The sequence below is a fragment of the Streptomyces sp. NPDC057694 genome (genome assembly GCF_042799415.1).
GTDB lineage: Bacteria > Actinomycetota > Actinomycetes > Streptomycetales > Streptomycetaceae > Streptomyces.
Map to the genome: position 1 here is coordinate 153,901 of NZ_JBHVIX010000010.1, position 18,515 is coordinate 172,415.

17 protein-coding genes are annotated in these 18,515 nt (G+C 71.7%); 3 read left to right on the forward strand and 14 right to left on the reverse strand.

Going from position 1 to position 18,515, the window contains the following annotated elements; genetic code table 11:
• Positions 1 to 47 precede the first annotated feature (47 nt).
• Complete coding sequence (locus ACFVDP_RS22785) at positions 48 to 1,055, forward strand: DUF5937 family protein (RefSeq protein ID WP_383492322.1); 1,008 nt, start codon at positions 48 to 50, stop codon at positions 1,053 to 1,055.
• 47 nt (positions 1,056 to 1,102) lie between these two features.
• On the forward strand, positions 1,103 to 3,388 hold the full coding sequence (locus ACFVDP_RS22790; protein ID WP_383492325.1) for a DUF4132 domain-containing protein: 2,286 nt from the start codon (positions 1,103 to 1,105) through the stop codon (positions 3,386 to 3,388).
• Positions 3,389 to 3,428: 40 nt separating this feature from the next.
• Here ACFVDP_RS22790 and ACFVDP_RS22795 read toward each other — a convergent pair whose 3' ends face one another.
• The 11 genes from ACFVDP_RS22795 to ACFVDP_RS22845 form a co-directional block, all read right to left on the reverse strand.
• Positions 3,429 to 4,184, reverse strand: coding sequence for a sirohydrochlorin chelatase (locus ACFVDP_RS22795; RefSeq protein ID WP_383492327.1), 756 nt, complete (start codon positions 4,182 to 4,184; stop codon positions 3,429 to 3,431).
• Positions 4,185 to 4,194: 10 nt separating this feature from the next.
• Positions 4,195 to 5,127: an ABC transporter permease gene (locus tag ACFVDP_RS22800; protein WP_383492330.1), complete on the reverse strand. Its 933-nt coding sequence runs from the start codon at positions 5,125 to 5,127 to the stop codon at positions 4,195 to 4,197.
• A complete protein-coding gene (locus ACFVDP_RS22805; protein WP_383492333.1) occupies positions 5,114 to 5,908 on the reverse strand; it encodes an ABC transporter ATP-binding protein in 795 nt (264 codons plus the stop codon). Before ACFVDP_RS22805 ends, ACFVDP_RS22800 begins: the two co-directional genes overlap by 14 nt.
• A 37-nt stretch (positions 5,909 to 5,945) precedes the next feature.
• The gene (locus ACFVDP_RS22810; RefSeq protein WP_383492335.1) at positions 5,946 to 7,058 is read right to left on the reverse strand and encodes an aliphatic sulfonate ABC transporter substrate-binding protein; all 1,113 of its coding nucleotides are present in this window, start codon (positions 7,056 to 7,058) and stop codon (positions 5,946 to 5,948) included.
• 233 nt (positions 7,059 to 7,291) lie between these two features.
• Entirely contained in the window at positions 7,292 to 8,638 is a 1,347-nt protein-coding gene (locus tag ACFVDP_RS22815) for a sulfate adenylyltransferase subunit 1 (RefSeq protein WP_383492338.1), read from the reverse strand.
• A gap of 2 nt (positions 8,639 to 8,640) precedes the next feature.
• Positions 8,641 to 9,603, reverse strand: coding sequence for a sulfate adenylyltransferase subunit CysD (cysD, locus tag ACFVDP_RS22820; protein ID WP_383492341.1), 963 nt, complete (start codon positions 9,601 to 9,603; stop codon positions 8,641 to 8,643).
• Positions 9,600 to 10,166 (reverse strand): adenylyl-sulfate kinase, encoded by a 567-nt coding sequence (gene cysC / locus ACFVDP_RS22825; RefSeq protein ID WP_383492344.1) that lies wholly within the window; start codon positions 10,164 to 10,166, stop codon positions 9,600 to 9,602. The genes cysD and cysC overlap by 4 nt, the downstream gene beginning before the upstream one ends.
• Positions 10,167 to 10,171: 5 nt before the next feature.
• Positions 10,172 to 10,882 (reverse strand): phosphoadenylyl-sulfate reductase, encoded by a 711-nt coding sequence (locus ACFVDP_RS22830; protein ID WP_383492347.1) that lies wholly within the window; start codon positions 10,880 to 10,882, stop codon positions 10,172 to 10,174.
• Positions 10,879 to 11,058, reverse strand: coding sequence for a hypothetical protein (locus ACFVDP_RS22835; protein WP_383492350.1), 180 nt, complete (start codon positions 11,056 to 11,058; stop codon positions 10,879 to 10,881). The genes ACFVDP_RS22830 and ACFVDP_RS22835 overlap by 4 nt, the downstream gene beginning before the upstream one ends.
• A complete protein-coding gene (locus ACFVDP_RS22840) occupies positions 11,055 to 12,752 on the reverse strand; it encodes a nitrite/sulfite reductase (protein ID WP_383492353.1) in 1,698 nt (565 codons plus the stop codon). Before ACFVDP_RS22840 ends, ACFVDP_RS22835 begins: the two co-directional genes overlap by 4 nt.
• Positions 12,753 to 13,103: 351 nt before the next feature.
• Positions 13,104 to 13,685 (reverse strand): GNAT family N-acetyltransferase, encoded by a 582-nt coding sequence (locus ACFVDP_RS22845; protein ID WP_383492356.1) that lies wholly within the window; start codon positions 13,683 to 13,685, stop codon positions 13,104 to 13,106.
• A 77-nt stretch (positions 13,686 to 13,762) separates the two neighbouring features.
• Between ACFVDP_RS22845 and ACFVDP_RS22850 the strand changes: the two genes are divergently transcribed.
• Positions 13,763 to 14,308, forward strand: coding sequence for an AAA family ATPase (locus tag ACFVDP_RS22850; protein WP_383492359.1), 546 nt, complete (start codon positions 13,763 to 13,765; stop codon positions 14,306 to 14,308).
• Here the strand turns inward: ACFVDP_RS22850 and ACFVDP_RS22855 are convergent.
• The 3 genes from ACFVDP_RS22855 to sbnA form a co-directional block, all read right to left on the reverse strand.
• Positions 14,283 to 15,572, reverse strand: coding sequence for a GAF domain-containing protein (locus ACFVDP_RS22855; protein WP_383492361.1), 1,290 nt, complete (start codon positions 15,570 to 15,572; stop codon positions 14,283 to 14,285). The two genes, ACFVDP_RS22850 and ACFVDP_RS22855, sit on opposite strands and share 26 nt — an antisense overlap.
• Positions 15,573 to 15,831: 259 nt before the next feature.
• Positions 15,832 to 17,460 (reverse strand): acyl-CoA dehydrogenase family protein, encoded by a 1,629-nt coding sequence (locus ACFVDP_RS22860; protein ID WP_383492364.1) that lies wholly within the window; start codon positions 17,458 to 17,460, stop codon positions 15,832 to 15,834.
• 45 nt (positions 17,461 to 17,505) lie between these two features.
• Positions 17,506 to 18,486, reverse strand: a complete 981-nt coding sequence (gene sbnA / locus ACFVDP_RS22865; RefSeq protein WP_383492367.1) for a 2,3-diaminopropionate biosynthesis protein SbnA — start codon at positions 18,484 to 18,486, stop codon at positions 17,506 to 17,508.
• Positions 18,487 to 18,515 lie beyond the last annotated feature (29 nt).

The following is an 18,515-nucleotide window of genomic DNA, read 5'->3' on the forward strand; positions in this document are numbered from 1 at the left end:
GCTAAAGCATGGGGTGAACGGAACTACTGGGAGGGAGGGCGCCGCGCGTGATCGAGTTCCGCTTCGTCATGGGCGACCTGGCCCGGACGTCCTTCGCCTACTCGCCGCTCCAGGAAGCCGTGTACTCGCTGCGCGCCTGGCGCGAACCCGCGCGCTACCCGCTCCAGCGGCCCTGGCTGCGCCGCCTCGGCCCCGCCTTCCGCAACCAGGACACCGAACTCCTCGGCGCGCTCATCGCTCCCCATCTGTGGATCCCGGACTTCCTCACCCCGCGCCCGGACCGGCCGCGCCCCTCGTTCGCGGGGCAGATCGCCGCGCTGCGCCGGGTGCCGCCGCAGCTCCTCGCCCCCGAGTTCACCGCCGCGTACGACACCTCGGCCGACCGGCTGCCGGGGGTGCTGCGCACCGGGCTCGCCGACCCGGCCGCGTTCCGGCACCGCATCGCCGACGCGCTGGAGAGCTACTGGCACGAGTGCCTCGCCGCCGACTGGTGGCCGCGCGTGCAGTCCGTCCTGGAGGCCGACCTCACCCATCGCGGCAAGGTCCTCGCGGAAGAAGGGGTGGGCGGCCTGTTCACCAGCCTCGACCCGCGGCTGTCGTGGGACGGCGAAGTACTCACCCTCGCCCAGACCAACAGCCACGGTTACCTCCGCTGGCCGGAGGCGGACATCTCCATCGGCGGCCGCGGTCTCGTCCTCGTCCCCACCCTGTTCGCGCACGGCGCCCACACCATGATCGACCCCGGACTGCCGCCGCTGCTCAGCTATCCGGCCCGTGGCCGCGCCACGATCTCCGAGACCGCGCCGCCCGCATCCGGCGAGGCGCTGACCCGGCTCCTCGGCGCGGCCCGCGCCCGCCTCCTGAGCCTGCTCAGCGAACCCGCGTCCACGACCGAGCTGGCCCACCGCCTCGCTGTGACGCCCGGCGCCGTCAGCCAGCACCTGTCGATCCTGTACGACGCCGGACTGCTGACCCGGACCCGCGGCGGACGCAGCGTGCGCTACGGGCGCAGCGAGCTGGGGGAGCGGCTGTGCGGCTCCGGTGAGCACGACTGACCACGACAGGCCGGGCGTTGTCAGACCCGGCCGTTACCTTCGGGACCATGAACGTCGCACCCCCGGCCCCCGGGCCCATGAGCGAACCGGCGCCGCACGTGCGCCGGTTGCGGGCCGCGCTGGCCGGACCGCCGCCGTCCGACCCGCGGTTCCTGCCGGGGTACGCGGAGATCCGGCAGCTCACCCCGCACGAACTCGGAGCGCTGCTGCCCCTGGTCCACCGGGTGGTCGCCGACGAGGAGGCACCCGGCGAGCAGCGTCGGCTCGCGCGCGGCATCCAGCACGACGGCGGCTCCCCGTCGTTCACCGCCGCGACCTGCGCCGAGCTGTTCGCGGTCCTCGCCGAGCGGCCCAGGCGGACCGACGTGTCGCTCGCCGCCGCCGCCCTGATCCGCTGCACGGAGCCCTGGGACCGGGCAGCGCTCGCCGGCCCCGCGGGGGTGCTCGCGCGGGCCGCGCTCGACGGCGGCGCGGTCGCCGGGTACGACGCGGAGCTGCTCGCCGTCGCCGGTCTCGCCGGTCCGGACACCGAGGCCGAGGCGGTGGCGGCGCTGCGCACGGCCTTCGCCGACCTGCCGCTGACCCGCATCGCGGGCGAAGCACTCATCGCGACCGGAGTGCGGGAGCGCGCCCTGCTCGCCGAGGACCGCCGCTGGACACACCTGGCGCACTGGCCGCCGCTGCCCGCCGCCGCACGGTCCGCGGACGACGGGGCCTGGTACGCCGAAGGAGCCCGCCGCGTCCTGGCCGAGGCCGCCGACCACCTCGCCGCTCTGCACCGCGACGAGGTGCCGTACGCGGCGGACGCGGCGTTCCCCGGCCCGGAGGGGGAGACCCTGCGCCGCGCCGCGGGCGTCGCCCTGCGCCGTGACGAGCCCTGGGCGGGCGACCTGCTCGCCGCGATCCTGCCGAAGGTCGCCGTCGCCCCGACGGCCGCCAGGACCCTGCCCTCGCAGAGCGTCTGCATCGCGCTCGCCCAGACCGTGGAGGAACTGCCGACACCGGAGGCCGTCGACGCCCTGCGCGCGGCCCGTCGCGCCGTCCGGCACGCGGGCGTCACCAAGAAACTGGAGCGCAGCCTGCGCCGCGCGGAGAAGAACCTCGCCAAGCGCCCCGAGGTGGCCCTGCGCCTCCCGGACCTGGGCCTGGATGAGTCAACGGGCTTGCTGCGCACGCCTATCGGCCCCTACGTCGCCGTGGTCGCCGCCACCGACGAGGGTCCGTCCCTGACCTGGGAGCGTGCCGACGACGGAACCGCCCTGCGCGGCACCCCGGCCGCGGTGCGCCGCGACCACCCCGACGCGGTCGCGGCGGCCCGCACCCTGGTCAAGCGGATCCGCACCCAGCAGCGCACCCTCGCGCTCGCCCTGGAAGGGGGCTACGTCCTCAACACCACCTACCGGTACGGGCGGTGGAGAGCCGAACTGGCCGAGCACCCCGTGGCGCGCACGGTGATCCGGCGTCTGGTCTGGGAGATAGAGCGGGCGCCCGGGGAGTGGCACGCCTTCCTGCCCGCCGACGGAGCCCCGGGAGCATCGGACATTTCAAGCGCTGGGGACAGGCTGCCCGAGGCCGGCCCCGCTGCCGCGATCCGCCTGTGGCACCCCGCCCGCGCCACGGATCCCGCCGAGCGGACCGCCTGGCGCGACCGCGTGATGGCCCTCGCCCTGCGCCAGCCCTTCCGTCAGGTCTTCCGCGAGCAGTACGCCCCGCAGGAGAGCGGCGCCGAGACCGCCCTGTTCGAGGGGCCGGTGCTCGACGCGGGCGCGGTGCTCGGCCTCGCCGTGCGCGAGAGCTGGGACATCGAGGACGACGTACTGGTGCGGCGGATCGGCCCGGCCCGGGTCGTCGTGAACTTCGACGGTCACCTGTACCCGGGCCGCACCGGCTGGTTCACCGTGTCCGGAGTGCGCCTCGACCCGCCGCTGGGCGCCCTCGATCCGGTGGTCCGCTCCGAGGCGCTGCGCGCGGTCGACCTGCTGGTCAGCGTCGGTACGTTCGCCTGGTGGGACGCGAGCGACGTCGCCGGGGGACGTTGGCAGCGGCTGCGGCAGGTGCACGCCTTGCCCCTCGGCGGCCAGGCCCGGCTGCGCCGCGCCGCCCTGCGCCGGATCCTCGACGGGGTCGACGGGGTGAGCGTCGCCGACCGGCACCTGACGGTGCGCGAGCACACCGTGCACCTGGCCACGGGCCGCGTCAGCCGGGCGGGGGAGCCGGTCGACATCGACGTACCGGACGGCGGACCGGCGTCGCGCGCCCTGCCGTTCCTGCCCTACGACGAGAAGCTGCTGGAGCGCATCGTGCGGACCGTGGAGGTGCTGCTGGAGGCGTGAGGGGGAGAGCGGGAGCGCGTGGCCGGGGCAGGCTGTCGGTTCAGGCGCCGACGGCCAGCAACTCCCGTACGGTCGCGGCCGCGTCGTCGTAGCGCCGCAGGAGCACCCGGGCCACCTCCGGCGCGGCGCCGAGCACCCCGCCCAGGACATCAGCGTCGGCGGCGCCCGCCGCGATCCGGTCCGGCAGCCGGCCGGGGGCCAGCACGTAGGGCGCCACGGCGACACGCTCGCAGCCGAGGGCCCGCAGTTCGCGCACGGCGTCCTCCGTGCGCGGCAGAGATGCGGAGGCGAAAGCAGGCCGCACGGCGCACCAACCGGTGTGCCGCCACTCCCGCGCGATTTCTGCGATCACTGCGATCGCCTCCGGGTCACTGGAGCCCGCCGAGGCCAGGACGACCCCGGTCGTGGGCTTGTCGGCCGGGCTGAGCCCGGCCTCGTACAGGCGGCGTTCCAGGGCCGACACCAGCAGCGGTGACGGGCCGAGGACGTCGGCCTGGCGGATGCGCAGGCCCCGCGGGGCCTCGCGCAGTACCGCGGGGATGTCGGCCTTCGCGTGGAAGGCGCGGGTGAGCAGCAGCGGAAGGGCGACCACGTCGCGGACGCCCTCCGCCGCCAGGGACTCCAGGACCCCGCTCACCGAGGGGACGTTGAAGTCCAGGAACGCGGTCTCCACCCGCACCCCCGGCCGCTGCGCCCGCGCCTCGCGCACGAGGGCGTGCACGGTCGCGGCGTGCCGCGGGTCGCGGCTGCCGTGGGCGATGACCAGCAGGACGGGGGAAGGGGTGGAGTGGTGCATGACGGGCTGCTCAGTTCTTGACGAGGAGGCCGCGACCGCGCAGCACGCGACGCTCCAGCGGGCTGAAGATCAACAGGTCGATGACGATACCGACGATCAGGATGAGGAAGATGGCGAGGAACACCATCGGCATGGACGAGGCGTTGCGGCCGTTCTCCAGGAGCTGGCCGAGGCCCACACCCAGGTCGGGTGAGGACGCGATGATCTCCGCCGCCATCAGCGAGCGCCAGGAGAACGCCCAACCCTGCTTGAGCCCCGCGAGATAGCCGGGCAGCGCCGCCGGGAGCACGATGTGCCACAGGCCGCGTACCCCGGTCGCGCCGAGCGTGCGGCCCGCCCGCAGGAACAGCGGGGGCACCTGGTCGACACCGGAGACCAGGCCGTTCGCGATCGAGGGGACCGCGCCCAGCAGGATCACCGCGTACATCATCGAGTTGTCCAGGCCCAGCCAGAGCACCGCGGGCGGCACCCACGCCACCGACGGCAGCGACTGAAGACCGGACAGGATCGGGCCGATCGCCGCGCGGACGAACTTCACGCGGGCCACCAGCAGACCCAGCGGGGTGCCGATGACGAGCGCGAAGACGAAGCCCAGCAGACCGCGCGAGACGCTCGTCCAGATGTAGCCCAGCAACTCGCCCTTGAGCCAGGCGTTCTGGACCTCGGCCCAGACGTCCGACGGCGCGGGCAGCTTCGTCGGATCGTCGACGATCTTGAAGGAGATCAGCGCCTGCCAGACCACCAGGACCACGACGACCGCGGTCAGCGGCGGCAGGATCTTCTCGCGGAACGTCCTCGAGAACGGCGTGCGCCCCGACTGCACCGTCTCCAGTGCGTCCAGGCCCGCTTCGAGCCCGGCGAGGTCGTCCGCGCGGACGGCGTCTGCCGGTGTGCCTGTCTCGTCGGTCTTGTCGACGACGGCCGTCGGTTCAGTCCTTGCCATGGCGGCGGATCTCCCCCCGGAGTTGTTCGGTGATCTCGACGGAGAGCTCGGCCACGGCCGTGTCCTCGATGCGGCGCGGCTGCTCGATGTCCACGGTCCACTCGTGGGCGATCCGGCCGGGCCGGGACGACAGGAGCACGACGCGCTGCGCGAGCCGCACCGCCTCGCGCACGTTGTGGGTGACGAACAGGACGGAGACGTTCGTCTCCTTCCAGATCCGGGTCAGTTCGCCGTGCAGTACGTCGCGGGTGATGGCGTCGAGCGCGGCGAACGGCTCGTCCATCAGCAGCAGTCGGGCGTCCTGGGCCAGGGCCCGGGCCAGCGCGACGCGCTGGCGCATCCCGCCCGACAGCTCGTGGACGCGCTTGCCGTACGCGTCCTGCAACCGGACCAGTTCGAGCAGTTCCTGGGCGCGGGCGCGCCGCTCGGACTTCGCCACGCCCCGCAGTTTCAGGGCCAGTTCGATGTTCTTGCCCGCGGTCAGCCACGGGAACAGGGCGTGCTCCTGGAACATCAGGGCGGGCCGCCCGTCCGTCGTGATGGAGCCGGCCGACGGGGCGTCGAGCCCCGCGACCAGGTTGAGCAGGGTCGACTTGCCGCAGCCCGAGGCCCCCAGGAGGGTGACGAACTCGCCCGGAGCGACATCGAGACTGATGTCGTCCAGGACGAGCTGGGACCCGGCCGGTGTGCCGAAGGACTTCGATACGTGCTCGATACGGGCCGCCGTGCCGCCCGTGCCGACGGCGGAGCCGGCCGCCGTCTTGGCGAGGGTGGTCGCCATGGTCGTCACCTCCTGGGAACTCGGTGGGGCAGGACGGTTACTCGGTGCCGAGACCGGCGGCGTCGACCGCGGAGGCGCCCTCGGCCTTGAGGATCTTGTTCAGGGGCGCCAGGTCGTAGATGCCGTCGAGGTCGGGCTTCTCCAGCAGGCCCGCCTTGACCGCGTGGTCCGCCTCGGTGTCGAGGGTCGAGGCCAGCGGGTCGTCGGTGAACTCGATGGACTTCCAGGCCGGGTCGAGCACGTTCGCCGGAAGCGCCTTGCCGGAGTCGGTCTCCAGCTGCTTGTTCGCGGCGGCCTTCGCCTCGTCGGGGTTGGCGTTGATCCACTTGTTGGTCTTCACCGAGCCGCGCAGCACGGCCTCGACGACGTCCGGGTGGGCCTTGAGGAACTTCTGCGACACGATGATGTTCGTGATCACGAACTTCTTGTCGGGCCACAGGTCGGACTCGTCGAGCAGCACCTTGCCGCCCTCGGCGACCAGCTTGGACGCGGTCGGCTCCGGCACCCAGGCGCCGTCGATGGAGCCGGACTTGAAGGCGTCGGGGGTGATCTTGTTGTCCGTGCGGACGACGGAGACATCGCCCTTGCCGGAGTTCGCGTCGACCTTCCAGCCCTTCTCGGCGATCCAGTTCAGGAACGCGACGTCCTGCGTGTTGCCGAGCTGCGGGGTGGCGATCTTCTTGCCCTTGACGTCGTCCAGGGACTTGATCTTCTTGGGGTCGACGACGAGCTTCACACCGCCGGAGGCGCTGCCGCCGATGATGCGGAGCGACTTGCCCTTCGACTTGGTGTAGCCGTTGATCGAGGGGGAGGGGCCGATCCAGCCGATGTCGATGGATCCGGCGTTCAGCGCCTCGATCTCCGAGGGGCCGGCGTTGAAGACCTGGTAGGAGGCCTTCGTCCCCTTGAGCTCCTTCTGGAAGAAGCCCTTCTGGTTGCCCACGAGAGCCGTGCCGTGGGTCAGGTTCCCGAAATAGCCGATCTTGACGGTGTCGGCGGAGAGAGCCTTGCCCTTCGCGGCGACCTTGGTCTGGGAGCTGTCGTCGGCGTCGGAGCCGTAGCTGCACGCCGTCGCGGTGAGCGCGAGGAGCGGCAGGGCGGCGACGGCTGCTACGGAGCGTCGCGCGAGGGTGGAGCGGCTGGCAGGCACGGGAGGTGTTCCTCTCGTAGGCCCGGCGGGTCACGCGTCAGGGCGTGGCCGGGAGATCGACTGGTCTTCGTCTACGGACGTGCGGGCTGTGGGGGGTGAGGGCGCGCAAGCAGTGCGCGTACGTCTTCACGCACATCGCGCGACCCCGCCCTGCCCGCTGCCGAGGGAGCCGCTGCCGACGCGGCCGCCCTCCTTGGCGAACGTCCCGTAGTAGTCGATGGAGATCATGGTGATCAGAAGTCCCAACCGTCTTCGTCTGCAACGGAATTGGTGGCCTCGGCGGTCGCGAACGACTCTCCGGCCATACCGGCGGCGAGTGTGGTGCCGTCCGCCGGGTCGATCAACAGGAACGAACCGGTGCGCCGCGAGTCGGCGTACGTGTCGATGGCGAGCGCCTCGGAGAGCCGCACCTTCACCCGGCCGATGTCGTTGGCGACGAGCTGACCGGGGGAGGGGTGCTGGGAGAGGTCGTCGAGCGTGAGCCGCGACGGGATCTCCTTGACGATCGCCTTCACCGTGCGCGTGGTGTGCTTGAGCAGCACCCGCTGGCCGACGGCGAGCGGGGTGTCGGCGACGTGGCAGACGGTCGCCTCGACGTCCTGCGAGGTGGCGGGCGCGTCATGGCTCGGCACGATCAGATCGCCGCGCGAGACGTCGATGTCGTCCTCCAGGAGGAGGGTGATCGACTGCGGCGTCCACGCGACGTCGACCGGCGTGCCCAGCAGGTCGATGCCGACGACCTTCGACGTACGCCCGGACGGCAGTACGGTCACGGACTCGCCGACGCGGAAGGTACCGGCCGCGATCTGGCCCGCGTAGCCCCGGTAGTCGGGGTGCTCGGCGGTCTGCGGACGGATCACGTACTGCACGGGAAGGCGTGCCTGGCAGCTCGTGAGGTCGTGGCTGACCGGCACGGTCTCCAGGTGTTCGAGGACCGTCGGGCCGCCGTACCAGTCCATGTTGGCGGACGGCTCCACGACGTTGTCGCCGGCCAGCGCCGAGATCGGGATGGCGGTGATCTCCGGGACGCCCAGATCGCCCGCGTACGCCGTGAACTCCTCGGCGATCTTCGCGAAGACGCTCTCCCGGTAGTCGACGAGGTCCATCTTGTTCACCGCGAGGACGACGTGCGGGACGCGCAGGAGCGCGGCGACGGCGGCGTGCCGGCGGGTCTGCTCGATGACGCCGTTGCGCGCGTCGACCAGCACCACGGCCAGGTCGGCGGTGGAGGCACCGGTGACCATGTTCCGCGTGTACTGCACGTGTCCCGGGGTGTCGGCCAGGATGAACCGGCGCCGCGGGGTCGCGAAGTAGCGGTACGCGACGTCGATGGTGATGCCCTGCTCGCGCTCGGCGCGCAGTCCGTCGGTGAGCAGCGCGAGGTCCGGCTCGGCGGCGCCGCGCGAACGCGAGGCGTGCTCGACGGCCTCCAGCTGGTCGGTGAGGACCGACTTGGAGTCGTGCAGCAGCCGCCCCACGAGCGTGGACTTGCCGTCGTCGACGGAACCGGCCGTGGCGAAGCGCAGCAGGGTGGTGGCCGACAGACCGGCCAGCTCTTCAACAGCGGGGGTGGTGCTCATGTCTAGAAGTACCCTTCGCGCTTGCGGTCTTCCATCGCGGCCTCGGACATCTTGTCGTCGGCGCGGGTGGCGCCCCGCTCGGTGAGGCGGGAGGCGGCGATCTCGGCGATGACCTTCTCGATGGTCGTGGCGTCGGAGTCGACGGCTCCGGTGCAGGACATGTCGCCGACCGTGCGGTAGCGGATCAGCCGCGTCTCGACCGTCTCGCCCTCCTTCGGACCGCCCCACTCGCCCGCGGTCAGCCACATGCCGTTGCGGCTGAACACCGGCCGCTCGTGCGCGTAGTAGATCTCGGGGAGTTCGATGTTCTCGCGGGCGATGTACTGCCAGACGTCGAGCTCGGTCCAGTTGGAGAGCGGGAAGACGCGGACGTGCTCGCCGGGAGCGTGGCGGCCGTTGTAGAGCTGCCAGAGTTCGGGCCGCTGGCGGCGCGGGTCCCACTGCGAGAACTCGTCGCGCAGGCTGAAGACGCGTTCCTTGGCGCGGGCCTTCTCCTCGTCGCGGCGGCCGCCGCCGAAGACGGCGTCGAACTTCTCGGCCTGGATCTTCTCGGTGAGGGGCACGGTCTGGAGCGGGTTGCGGGTGCCGTCGGGGCGCTCGCGCAGGAGGCCGCGGTCGATGTAGTCCTGCACGGAGGCGACGTGCAGGCGCAGTCCGTGCCGCTGCACCGCGCGGTCGCGGTAGTCGAGGACCTCGGGGAAGTTGTGCCCGGTGTCGACGTGCAGCAGCGTGAAGGGGACCGGCGCGGGGGCGAAGGCCTTCAGCGCCAGGTGCAGCATGACGATGGAGTCCTTGCCGCCGGAGAAGAGGATCACCGGCTTCTCGAACTCGCCCGCGACCTCGCGGAAGATGTGCACCGCCTCGGACTCCAGGGCGTCCAGGTGGCTGAGGGCGTACGGGCTGTCGGTCTCCTCGGATCCGTCGGAGGACCCTTCGGACACGGAGGAAGTGGGCGCGGTCGTCATGCGGCGAGACCCCTTTCGGTGAGCAGCACGCGCACGGCGGCCGCGGACTCCTGCACGGTCTGGTTCTGCGACTCGATGCGCAGGTCGGGCGATTCGGGTGCCTCGTAGGGGTCGTCCACCCCGGTGAGACCCTTCAGTTCACCGGAGGCCTGCTTGGCGTACAGGCCCTTCACGTCGCGTACGGAGCACACGTCGACCGGAGTGGCCACGTGCACCTCCAAGTAGGCGGTGCCGCCCACCTGATGGCGCTTGCGCACCGCCTCGCGGCTGTCCGCGTACGGGGCGATGACCGGGACGAGCGCCAACACGCCGTTACGGGCGAGGAGTTCGGCCAGGAAGCCGATGCGCTGCACATTCGTGTGGCGGTCCTCGCGGCTGAAGCCGAGGCCCGCCGAGAGGTATTCGCGGATCTCGTCGCCGTCCAGCACCTCGACCTGTCGGCCCTCGGCGCGCAGCGTGTTCGCCAGCTCGTACGCGATGGTGGTCTTGCCGGCGCTCGGCAGACCCGTGAGCCAGATCGTGGCTCCGGTCACTTGCTTCTCCAAAATCTGGGGTGCGGTCATGGGGGTCAGCCGTGGATTCCGCACTCGGTCTTCGCCCGCCCGGCCCAGCGCCCGGCGCGCGCGTCCTCGCCCTCCAGGAGGCGGCGGGTGCACGGGGCGCAGCCCACGGACCCGTAACCGTCCATCAGGAGCGGGTTGGTGAGCACGCCGTGCTCGGTGACGTAGGCGTCGACGTCGTCCTGCGACCAGCGGGCGATCGGCGAGACCTTCACCTTCTGCCGCTTCTCGTCCCAGCCGACGACCGGCGTGTTCGCGCGGGTGGGGGACTCGTCGCGGCGCAGTCCGGTGGCCCACGCGGCGTACTTGGTCAGCCCCTCCTCGAGAGGCTTCAGCTTCCGCATCGCGCAGCACAGGTCGGGATCGCGGTCGTGCAGCTTCGGGCCGAACTCGGCGTCCTGCTCCGCGACCGTCTGACGGGGCGTCAGGGTGATGACGTTGACGTCCATCACGGCCTCGACGGCGTCCCGCGTGCCGATGGTCTCCTCGAAGTGGTAGCCCGTGTCGAGGAAGACGACGTCGACGCCGGGCAGGGCGCGCGAGGCCAGGTGGGCGACGACCGCGTCCTCCATGGACGAGGTCACGCAGAACTTGTTCCCGAACGTCGCCGTCGCCCACTGGAGGATCTCCAGGGCGGAGGCGTCCTCCAGGTCGCGTCCGGCCTGCTCGGCGAGCGCCTTCAACTCTTCGGTGTCCGACGAGATCTGAGCCGTGGTCATATCTGTTCCCCTCCACCGTCGTTGCGCTGAAGTCCCCGGGACAGCAGCCCGAGGAACTTCAACTGGAAGGCTCGGTTGCACGCTCCGCATTCCCACGCGCCGTGACCTTCTTCGTTGGGCCGAAGGTCCTCGTCGCCGCAGTACGGGCAGTAGAAAGGCGCCGCGCGCTCGCTCATGACAGGGCCTCCTCGGAGGCGCGGCCCGCCCACGTGGCGAACCGCTCGCCGCTCTCCCGCTCCGCCTGGAAGCGCTTGAGGACCCGCTCCACGTAGTCGGGCAGCTCGGTCGCGGTCACCTTCAGGCCGCGCACCTTGCGGCCGAACCCGGCCTCCAGGCCGAGCGCGCCGCCGAGGTGCACCTGGTAGCCCTCGACCTGCTCGCCGTCCTTGTCGAGCATCAGCTGGCCCTTGAGACCGATGTCCGCGACCTGGATGCGGGCGCAGGCGTTCGGGCAGCCGTTGAGGTTGATGGTGATCGGCTCGTCGAAGTCCGGGATGCGGCGCTCCAGTTCGTCGATGAGGGAGGCGCCGCGCGCCTTCGTCTCGACGATGGCGAGCTTGCAGAACTCGATGCCGGTGCAGGCCATGGTGCCGCGCCGGAACGGCGAGGCGTTGACCTTCAGGTCCAGCGCCTCAAGGCCTGCGACCAGCGAGGGGACCTGCGCCTCCTCGACGTCGAGCACGATCATCTTCTGCTCGGCGGTGGTGCGCAGCCGGCCGGAGCCGTGCGCGCCTGCCACCTCGGCGATCTTCGTGAGGGTCGTGCCGTCCACCCGGCCGACGCGCGGCGCGAAACCGACGTAGAAACGCCCGTCCTTCTGCCGGTGTACACCGAGGTGGTCGCGCCAGGTGCCGGCGGGCTGCTGCGGCGCGGGCCCGTCGACCAGCTTCCGCTTCAGGTACTCGTCCTCCAGGATCTGGCGGAACTTCTCGGTGCCCCAGTCGGCGAGCAGGAACTTCAGGCGGGCGCGGGTGCGCAGACGCCGGTAGCCGTAGTCACGGAAGATGCCGATGACCCCGCCGTACACGTCCGGGACCTCGTCCAGCGGCACCCATGCGCCGAGCCGCTGGCCCAGCTTGGGGTTGGTGGACAGGCCGCCGCCGACCCAGAGGTCGAAACCGGGACCGTGCTCGGGGTGCTCGACCCCGACGAACGCGATGTCGTTGATCTCGTGCGCCACGTCCAGCTGCGGGGAGCCGGAGATCGCGGACTTGAACTTGCGCGGCAGGTTGGAGAAGTCAGGGTTGCCGATGAAGCGGCGCTGGATCTCGTGGATGGCGGAGGTGCCGTCGATGATCTCGTCGGCGGCGATCCCGGCGACCGGCGAGCCGAGGATGACGCGGGGCGTGTCACCGCAGGCCTCGGTCGTCGACAGGCCGACGGCCTCCAGACGGTTCCAGATCTCGGGCACGTCCTCGATCCGGATCCAGTGGTACTGGATGTTCTGCCGGTCGGTGATGTCGGCGGTGCCGCGCGCGAACTCCTGCGAGATCTCACCGACGACCCGCAGCTGCTCGGTGGTCAGCCGCCCGCCGTCGATGCGCACGCGCAGCATGAAGTACTCGTCGTCCAGCTCCTCCGGCTCCAGGACGGCGGTCTTGCCGCCGTCGATGCCGGGCCGGCGCTGGGTGTAGAGGCCCCACCAGCGCATACGTCCGCGCAGATCATTGGGGTCGATGGAGTCGAATCCGCGCTTGCTGTAAATCGTCTCAATGCGTGTCCGCACATTGAGACCGTCGTCGTCCTTCTTGAACTGCTCGTTGCCGTTGAGAGGCGTGTGGTGGCCCACGGCCCACTGGCCCTCGCCGCGGTGACGGCTCACCTTGCGGCGGGGCGCGGCCGTGGTGGGCTTTTCAGGGGTGGCAGCCATGGATACGTCCTTCAAGGCAGGGCTTAGGGCGGCTCTGACCCGCACACTTCGCGCGAAGGCGCGGCGGTGCGCAAGGGAGATAAGGGTGAAGCGGAATCGGCGGTGCTGGTTCTCTCAGCGCGCCGGACAGATGGCGCTGGACATGCGGCCGAAGTCGACGTGCCGTCGACTCACCAAGGCGATTCCAGCTGTAGACATGACGGAAGCGTGTCACGGGACTTTGGGCCCGGTCCACCATCGTCCGCCATGTGGACGCATGTGTCCCACATGGCGGACAGGTGTGGTTCTGGTCACGTCAAGGGTGGCTCCGGGTGCCCGGATTGCCGCGAAAAGGGCGGTCGGTGCCCCGTGTCAGGCTCCGGGCCACGGCCCCGGAGTGGCCACGTCCGGTTCCTCCGCGACCTCGGTCCTGAACAGCCGGAACCCGCGCCGCTGGTAGTTGGCCATGGCATGCTCCCCGTCGAGGCTGCACGTGTGCACCCACACCCGCTTCGTCGGCATCCGCCCGGGCCACCGCTCGGCCAGGTCCCAGGCCCGCGCAATCCCGTACGACAGCAGGTGCCCGCCGATCCGGCGCCCCCGGAAGGCCGGGATCAGCCCGAAGTAGGCGATCTCCACGACGCCGTCGTCGTGCGTCTGGAGCTCCACGAACCCGGCGGGCGTGCCGTTCTCGTACGCGACCCAGGTCTCGCTCCCCGGGCGCCCGAGCTGCTCCTGCCACTGGGCGTACGTCCAGCCGAGCCGGTCGATCCAGTGGATGTCGCCGCCCACGGACGCGTACAGGAAACGGCTGAACTCGGGGGAGGGCACCTCGGCGCGCACGACGCGCACGGCGTCGCCCCCGGGCGGCGTCGCGGGCCGCAGGTCGGAGGGTGAGGTCTGCTCCAGTGACCAGGTGGTGACGGTCACGGTGGCGGTGTCGCTGCTGCTCATGCGGCCATCGGATCACGACGGACGACTTCCGGCCAAGGTCTCTCCCCGACCGCCCCGGAAAGCTAGCGTGAGCGCCCATGATCGTATGGCTCAACGGAACGCACGGCGCGGGCAAGACGACGACCAGCAGGCTCGTGCAGCAGCTGCTTCCCGACTCGCGGGTCTTCGACGCGGAGAAGGTCGGCGAGACCCTGATGGACATCACGCCGCCGCTGTCCGCGACGGACAACTTCCAGCACTGGCCGCCCTGGCGCCCCCTCGTGGTCGAGACCGCCCGGCACGTGCTCGACTACACCGGCGGCACGCTCGTGATGCCGATGACCGTCCTGGTCGAGGAGTACTGGCGGGAGATCGCCGCAGGGCTCGCGCGCCACCGCATCCCCGTGCACCACTACGTCCTCCACGCCGACCAGGAGACGCTGCGCGGGCGCATCGAGGGGGACCTGGTCATGGGGCCCTCCGCGTTCCGCCTCAAGTACCTCGAACCCTATGCCGAGGCGGCCCGCACCTGGCTGCACGAGGAGGCCGAGGTCGTCGACACCACCCGCCTCACGCCCGAGGAGGCCGCCCGGCGGATCGCGGACGACGTCGCGGCCGTCAGCGCTCGGGAGTCCGCGCCCTGACGACGGCGGGCGCCGTCGAGTGGGGCAGCAGGTCCAGCGGATCGCCGGGCAGCACCGTCTCGACCTCCGCGTCCTCCTGGAAGCGGTACGGGCGATGCGCCAGCAGGCCGCCCAGATAGCGCCGGATCCGCGACATCTCCGCGCGCACCGTCACCGTGCGCCCGGGGTCGCCGAACAGGTCGTCGGCCAGGCCCGCCGCGGTGCGGCCGTCCGGCTGAAGAGCCAGCAGGTACAGCAATTCGGCGTGTCGCGGGCTCAGTTCGTGGACCCAGGAGGCCGCGCTGCCCGTCACCTGGAGCGACGAGCGGCGCGGACGGCTCAGGTCGAGGGTGATCCGGGTCCCGGTCAGCGGCTGCGGGCTGCTCTCCGCCGGGAGCAGCAGCCAGCCGCCGGCCAGCGGCGTCACCTGGCAGGTGCCGAGCGACGGTATCCAGCAGCGGCCCTCCGCCAGGGACTTGGGCAGCGCCACCCGCTCGGGCAGCGGCATCCCGGTCACCGCCGCCGGCCAGCCGTGCGCGTCGACGGCGAGCGCCCTGCCGGCCATGCGGGCGAGCAGCGGGGCGGCCACCGACCGCAGCCGCTCCAGACCCGCGACATGGCGCTCGCGCAGCCGCGCCTCGGCGAGCTGCGCCACCGACGTCACCCACGACAACGTTGCCGGATGCATGGTCTCCAGCGGCCCGCTCACGTCCACGACACCGAGCACGCGCCCGTCGCGCGGATCCTTGATCGGCGCCCCGGTGCACGTCCACGCGTGGTGCGACTCCACGAAGTGCTCGGCGGAGAACACCTGGACGGGGCGGCGGGTCACCAGCGGCGTACCGACCCCGTTCGTCCCGACGACGTGCTCCGCCCAGTGCGCGCCCACCTGGAAGCCGAGCCGGTCGCCCTTGCGCAGCACCGCCGGATGCCCCTCGCGCCACAGGATCCGGCCGTCCGCGTCACTGATGACCATGATGTGCTGCGCGGCCTCGGCCACCGCCACCAGCGCCTCCCGCAGCACGGGCAGCACCGGCACCAGCGGCGACGCCTGCCGCCGCTCCTCGATCTCGTCGACGCTCAGCAGCCCCCGGCGCACATCGCGGTCCGGATCGACGCCGTCGCGCAGCATCCGCCGCCAGGACTCGCCGATCACCGGCCGTGGGCGCACCGGTGGTCGCTGCCCGGAGAGCGTGGCGTCGCGGACGCCCTTGAGCAGGCGCGACGCGAGCGTCACGTCCATCGCCGACAGACGCGCCAGATCGATCGTGGAGTCGTTCTTCATGCCGGAAACCTCGGTCTGCAAGCGGGCTGCGGACGGTCCGCGGGAGAGCCACGCCGTCGTGCGCCCCCCGAACCACGGCAAGGGTCGGACTTTAGAAGGAACGTTGCAACCCCCTGCAACCCTGGCGAACAGCCGTGCGGCGTTTGAAACTGGGATCAACGCCGCTCAGGCGGCGCCCAAGCTCCTGACGGGGCCTCTGAAGGCGGGGATGGTGCCGTGTCGGCGCGGCACCATCCCCGTATCCGTCTCCCGCCGCGGGTCAGACCGGCCGGGCCCGCTCCACGAGCGCCCCCAGGTCGAGCGTGTGCGGCAGCGTGCCGAACGCCGCGCCCGCGTCCCCGCCCAGCCGCGTCGCGCAGAACACGTCCGCGACCTCCGCCGGGGCGAACCGGACGAGCAGCGAACCCTGGAGGACGAGCGCGATCCGCTCCGTCAGCCGGCGGGCCCGTGCCTCGATGCCGTCCAGGTCGCCGAGTTCGGTCAGCAGCCCCTTCACCGCGGCGTCGAGCCGGTGGTCCGCGCCGCGCGCCCGGCCGATCTCCACCAGGAACGCGTGGAACGCCTGCGGTTCCTTCCGCAGCACCCGCAGCACGTCCAGCGCCTGGACGTTCCCCGAGCCCTCCCAGATCGAGTTCAGCGGCGACTCGCGCAGCAGCCGCGGCATCCCCGACTCCTCCACATAGCCGTTGCCGCCCAGGCATTCGAGGGCCTCGGCCACCAGCGGGGTGCAGCGCTTGGTGACCCAGTACTTGGCGGCGGGCACCGCGATCCGCAGGAGGTCGCGCTCCGCCGGATCATCGGAGTCGTACGCCGCCGCGAGCCGCAGCGCCAGCGTCGTCGCCGCCTCCGACTCCAGGGCCAGATCGGCCAGTACGTTCTGCATCAGCGGCTTGTCGATCAGCCGGCCGCCGAACGCCTCCCGGTACGTGCAGTGGTGCACGGCCTGCGCCACCGCCTGCCGCATCAGGGCCGCCGAGCCCAGTACACAGTCGAGCCGGGTCGCCGCGACCATGTCGATGAGGGTGCGCACCCCGCGCCCCTCGTCACCGACCCGGCGCGCCCACGTCCCGTCGAACTCGACCTCGGCCGACGCGTTGGAGCGGTTGCCCAGCTTGTCCTTCAGCCGCTGGATCGCGAACACGTTCCGCCCGCCGTCCTCCAGGACGCGCGGCACCAGGAAGCACGTCGGCCCCTCGGCGGCCTGCGCGAGGACCAGGAAGCCGTCCGACATGGGCGCGCTGCAGAACCACTTGTGGCCGGTCAACCCGTAGCTGCCGTCGTCCCGGACGAGGGCCCGCGTGGTGTTCGCCCGTACGTCGCTGCCGCCCTGCTTCTCCGTCATCCCCATGCCGAAGAGCGCCCCGGCCTTGTGCGCCGGGGGCCGCAGCCCGGAGTCGTACACGGTGGAGGTCAGCAGCGGCTCCCAGCGGGCGGCGAGGTCCGGCTGCGCGCGCAGCGCGGGCACCGCCGCGTGCGTCATCGACAGCGGGCACAGATGGCCGGCCTCGACCTGGGACCAGACCAGGAACGCCGCGGCACGCCGCAGATGGCCCCCGGGCCTGGTCCAGGCCGACGTCAGCCCGGCCGAGACGCCCTTGCCCAGCAGACGGTGCCAGGACGGATGGAACTCCACCTCGTCGATCCGGTGGCCGTAGCGGTCGTGGGTGCGCAGGACCGGCGGATTCTCGTTCGCGAGCCGGCCCCACTCCTGGGTCTGCGCCGAACCGGCGGTGCGGCCGAGCAGGGTGAGCTCCGCGCGCGCCTCGTCCAGGAGTTCGGGCGCCAGATGACGGGCCACTCCCTCGGAGAGCGGCCGGTCGGTGGTGAAGACGTCGTGCCCCGTCAGGGGCGGGGGCTGGTTCCCCACGGTGTGCGTGCTGCCTGCCATGTCCTGGAACCTACCCGGGCGTACCCGGACGCTTCACCACCACACTCAGCCGATGTGCGCCATCGCCGGCTCCGGTTCGGCCGGGTGCCGCGCGGTCTCGGAGGGTGTCCACCCCTCGCGGTACACCGTGTCGAGATAGCGCTCACCGAGGTCCGGGGCGATCGCCACCGCGGTCATGCCGCGCCGTCCGTGCCGGGCCAGCCACTGGTCCGCGCCGCTGATCACGGTGCCGGTCGACCCGCCGAACAGGAAGCCGTGGCTCGCGAGCCGACGGCACACCCGCACCGCGTCGCTCTCGTCGACGTGGACGACGTCGTCGATGTACGAGGTGTCGAGCAGCGGCGGCCGTACGCCCGCCCCGAGCCCGGGAATGAGCCGGGGTCCGGCCGGGCCGCCGAAGGTGACCGAGCCGACGCTGTCGACGGCGACGATGCGCACCCGGCGCCGCCACTGCCAGAACCAGCGGGCACAGCCCATCAGCGTCCCCGTGGTGCCCGCCCCGACGAACAGGACGTCGAGCCGCGGGAACCCGCGGGCGATGGCCGGGGCCGTCGTGCGGTAGTGCGCCCGCCAGTTGCCCTGGTTGCTGTGCTGGTCGAGCCAGACGTAGCGGTCGTCCGCCGCGCACAGGGCCCGTACGTACGCCTTCCGGGCGCCCAGCAGACCGCCGTGGGCCGTCGGTTCACGGACCACGTGTACCTGGGCGCCGAGCGCCCGCATGAGCCGGACCGTGGGCTGGTTGCAGCGCACGTCCGTCACGCACAGGAAACGGTGGCCGCGATGCGCCGCGATGACGCTCAGGGCCACGCCCAGGTTCCCCGACGACGACTCGATCAGGATCGAGCCGGGCCGCAGCAGCCCTTCGCGCTCGGCGGCGTTCACCATCTCGGTGGCGGCCTTCATTTTGATGGATCCTGCGAAGTTGAAACCTTCGCACTTCAGGAAGAGCGGCAGATCGAGCGTCGACCGCAGGTCGACGAAGAGCCCCTCCTCGTTGAACTGTGCGGGATCGTCAATGACACGCATGATGTCGTCCCGCCCCCCTCTCCTCGAAT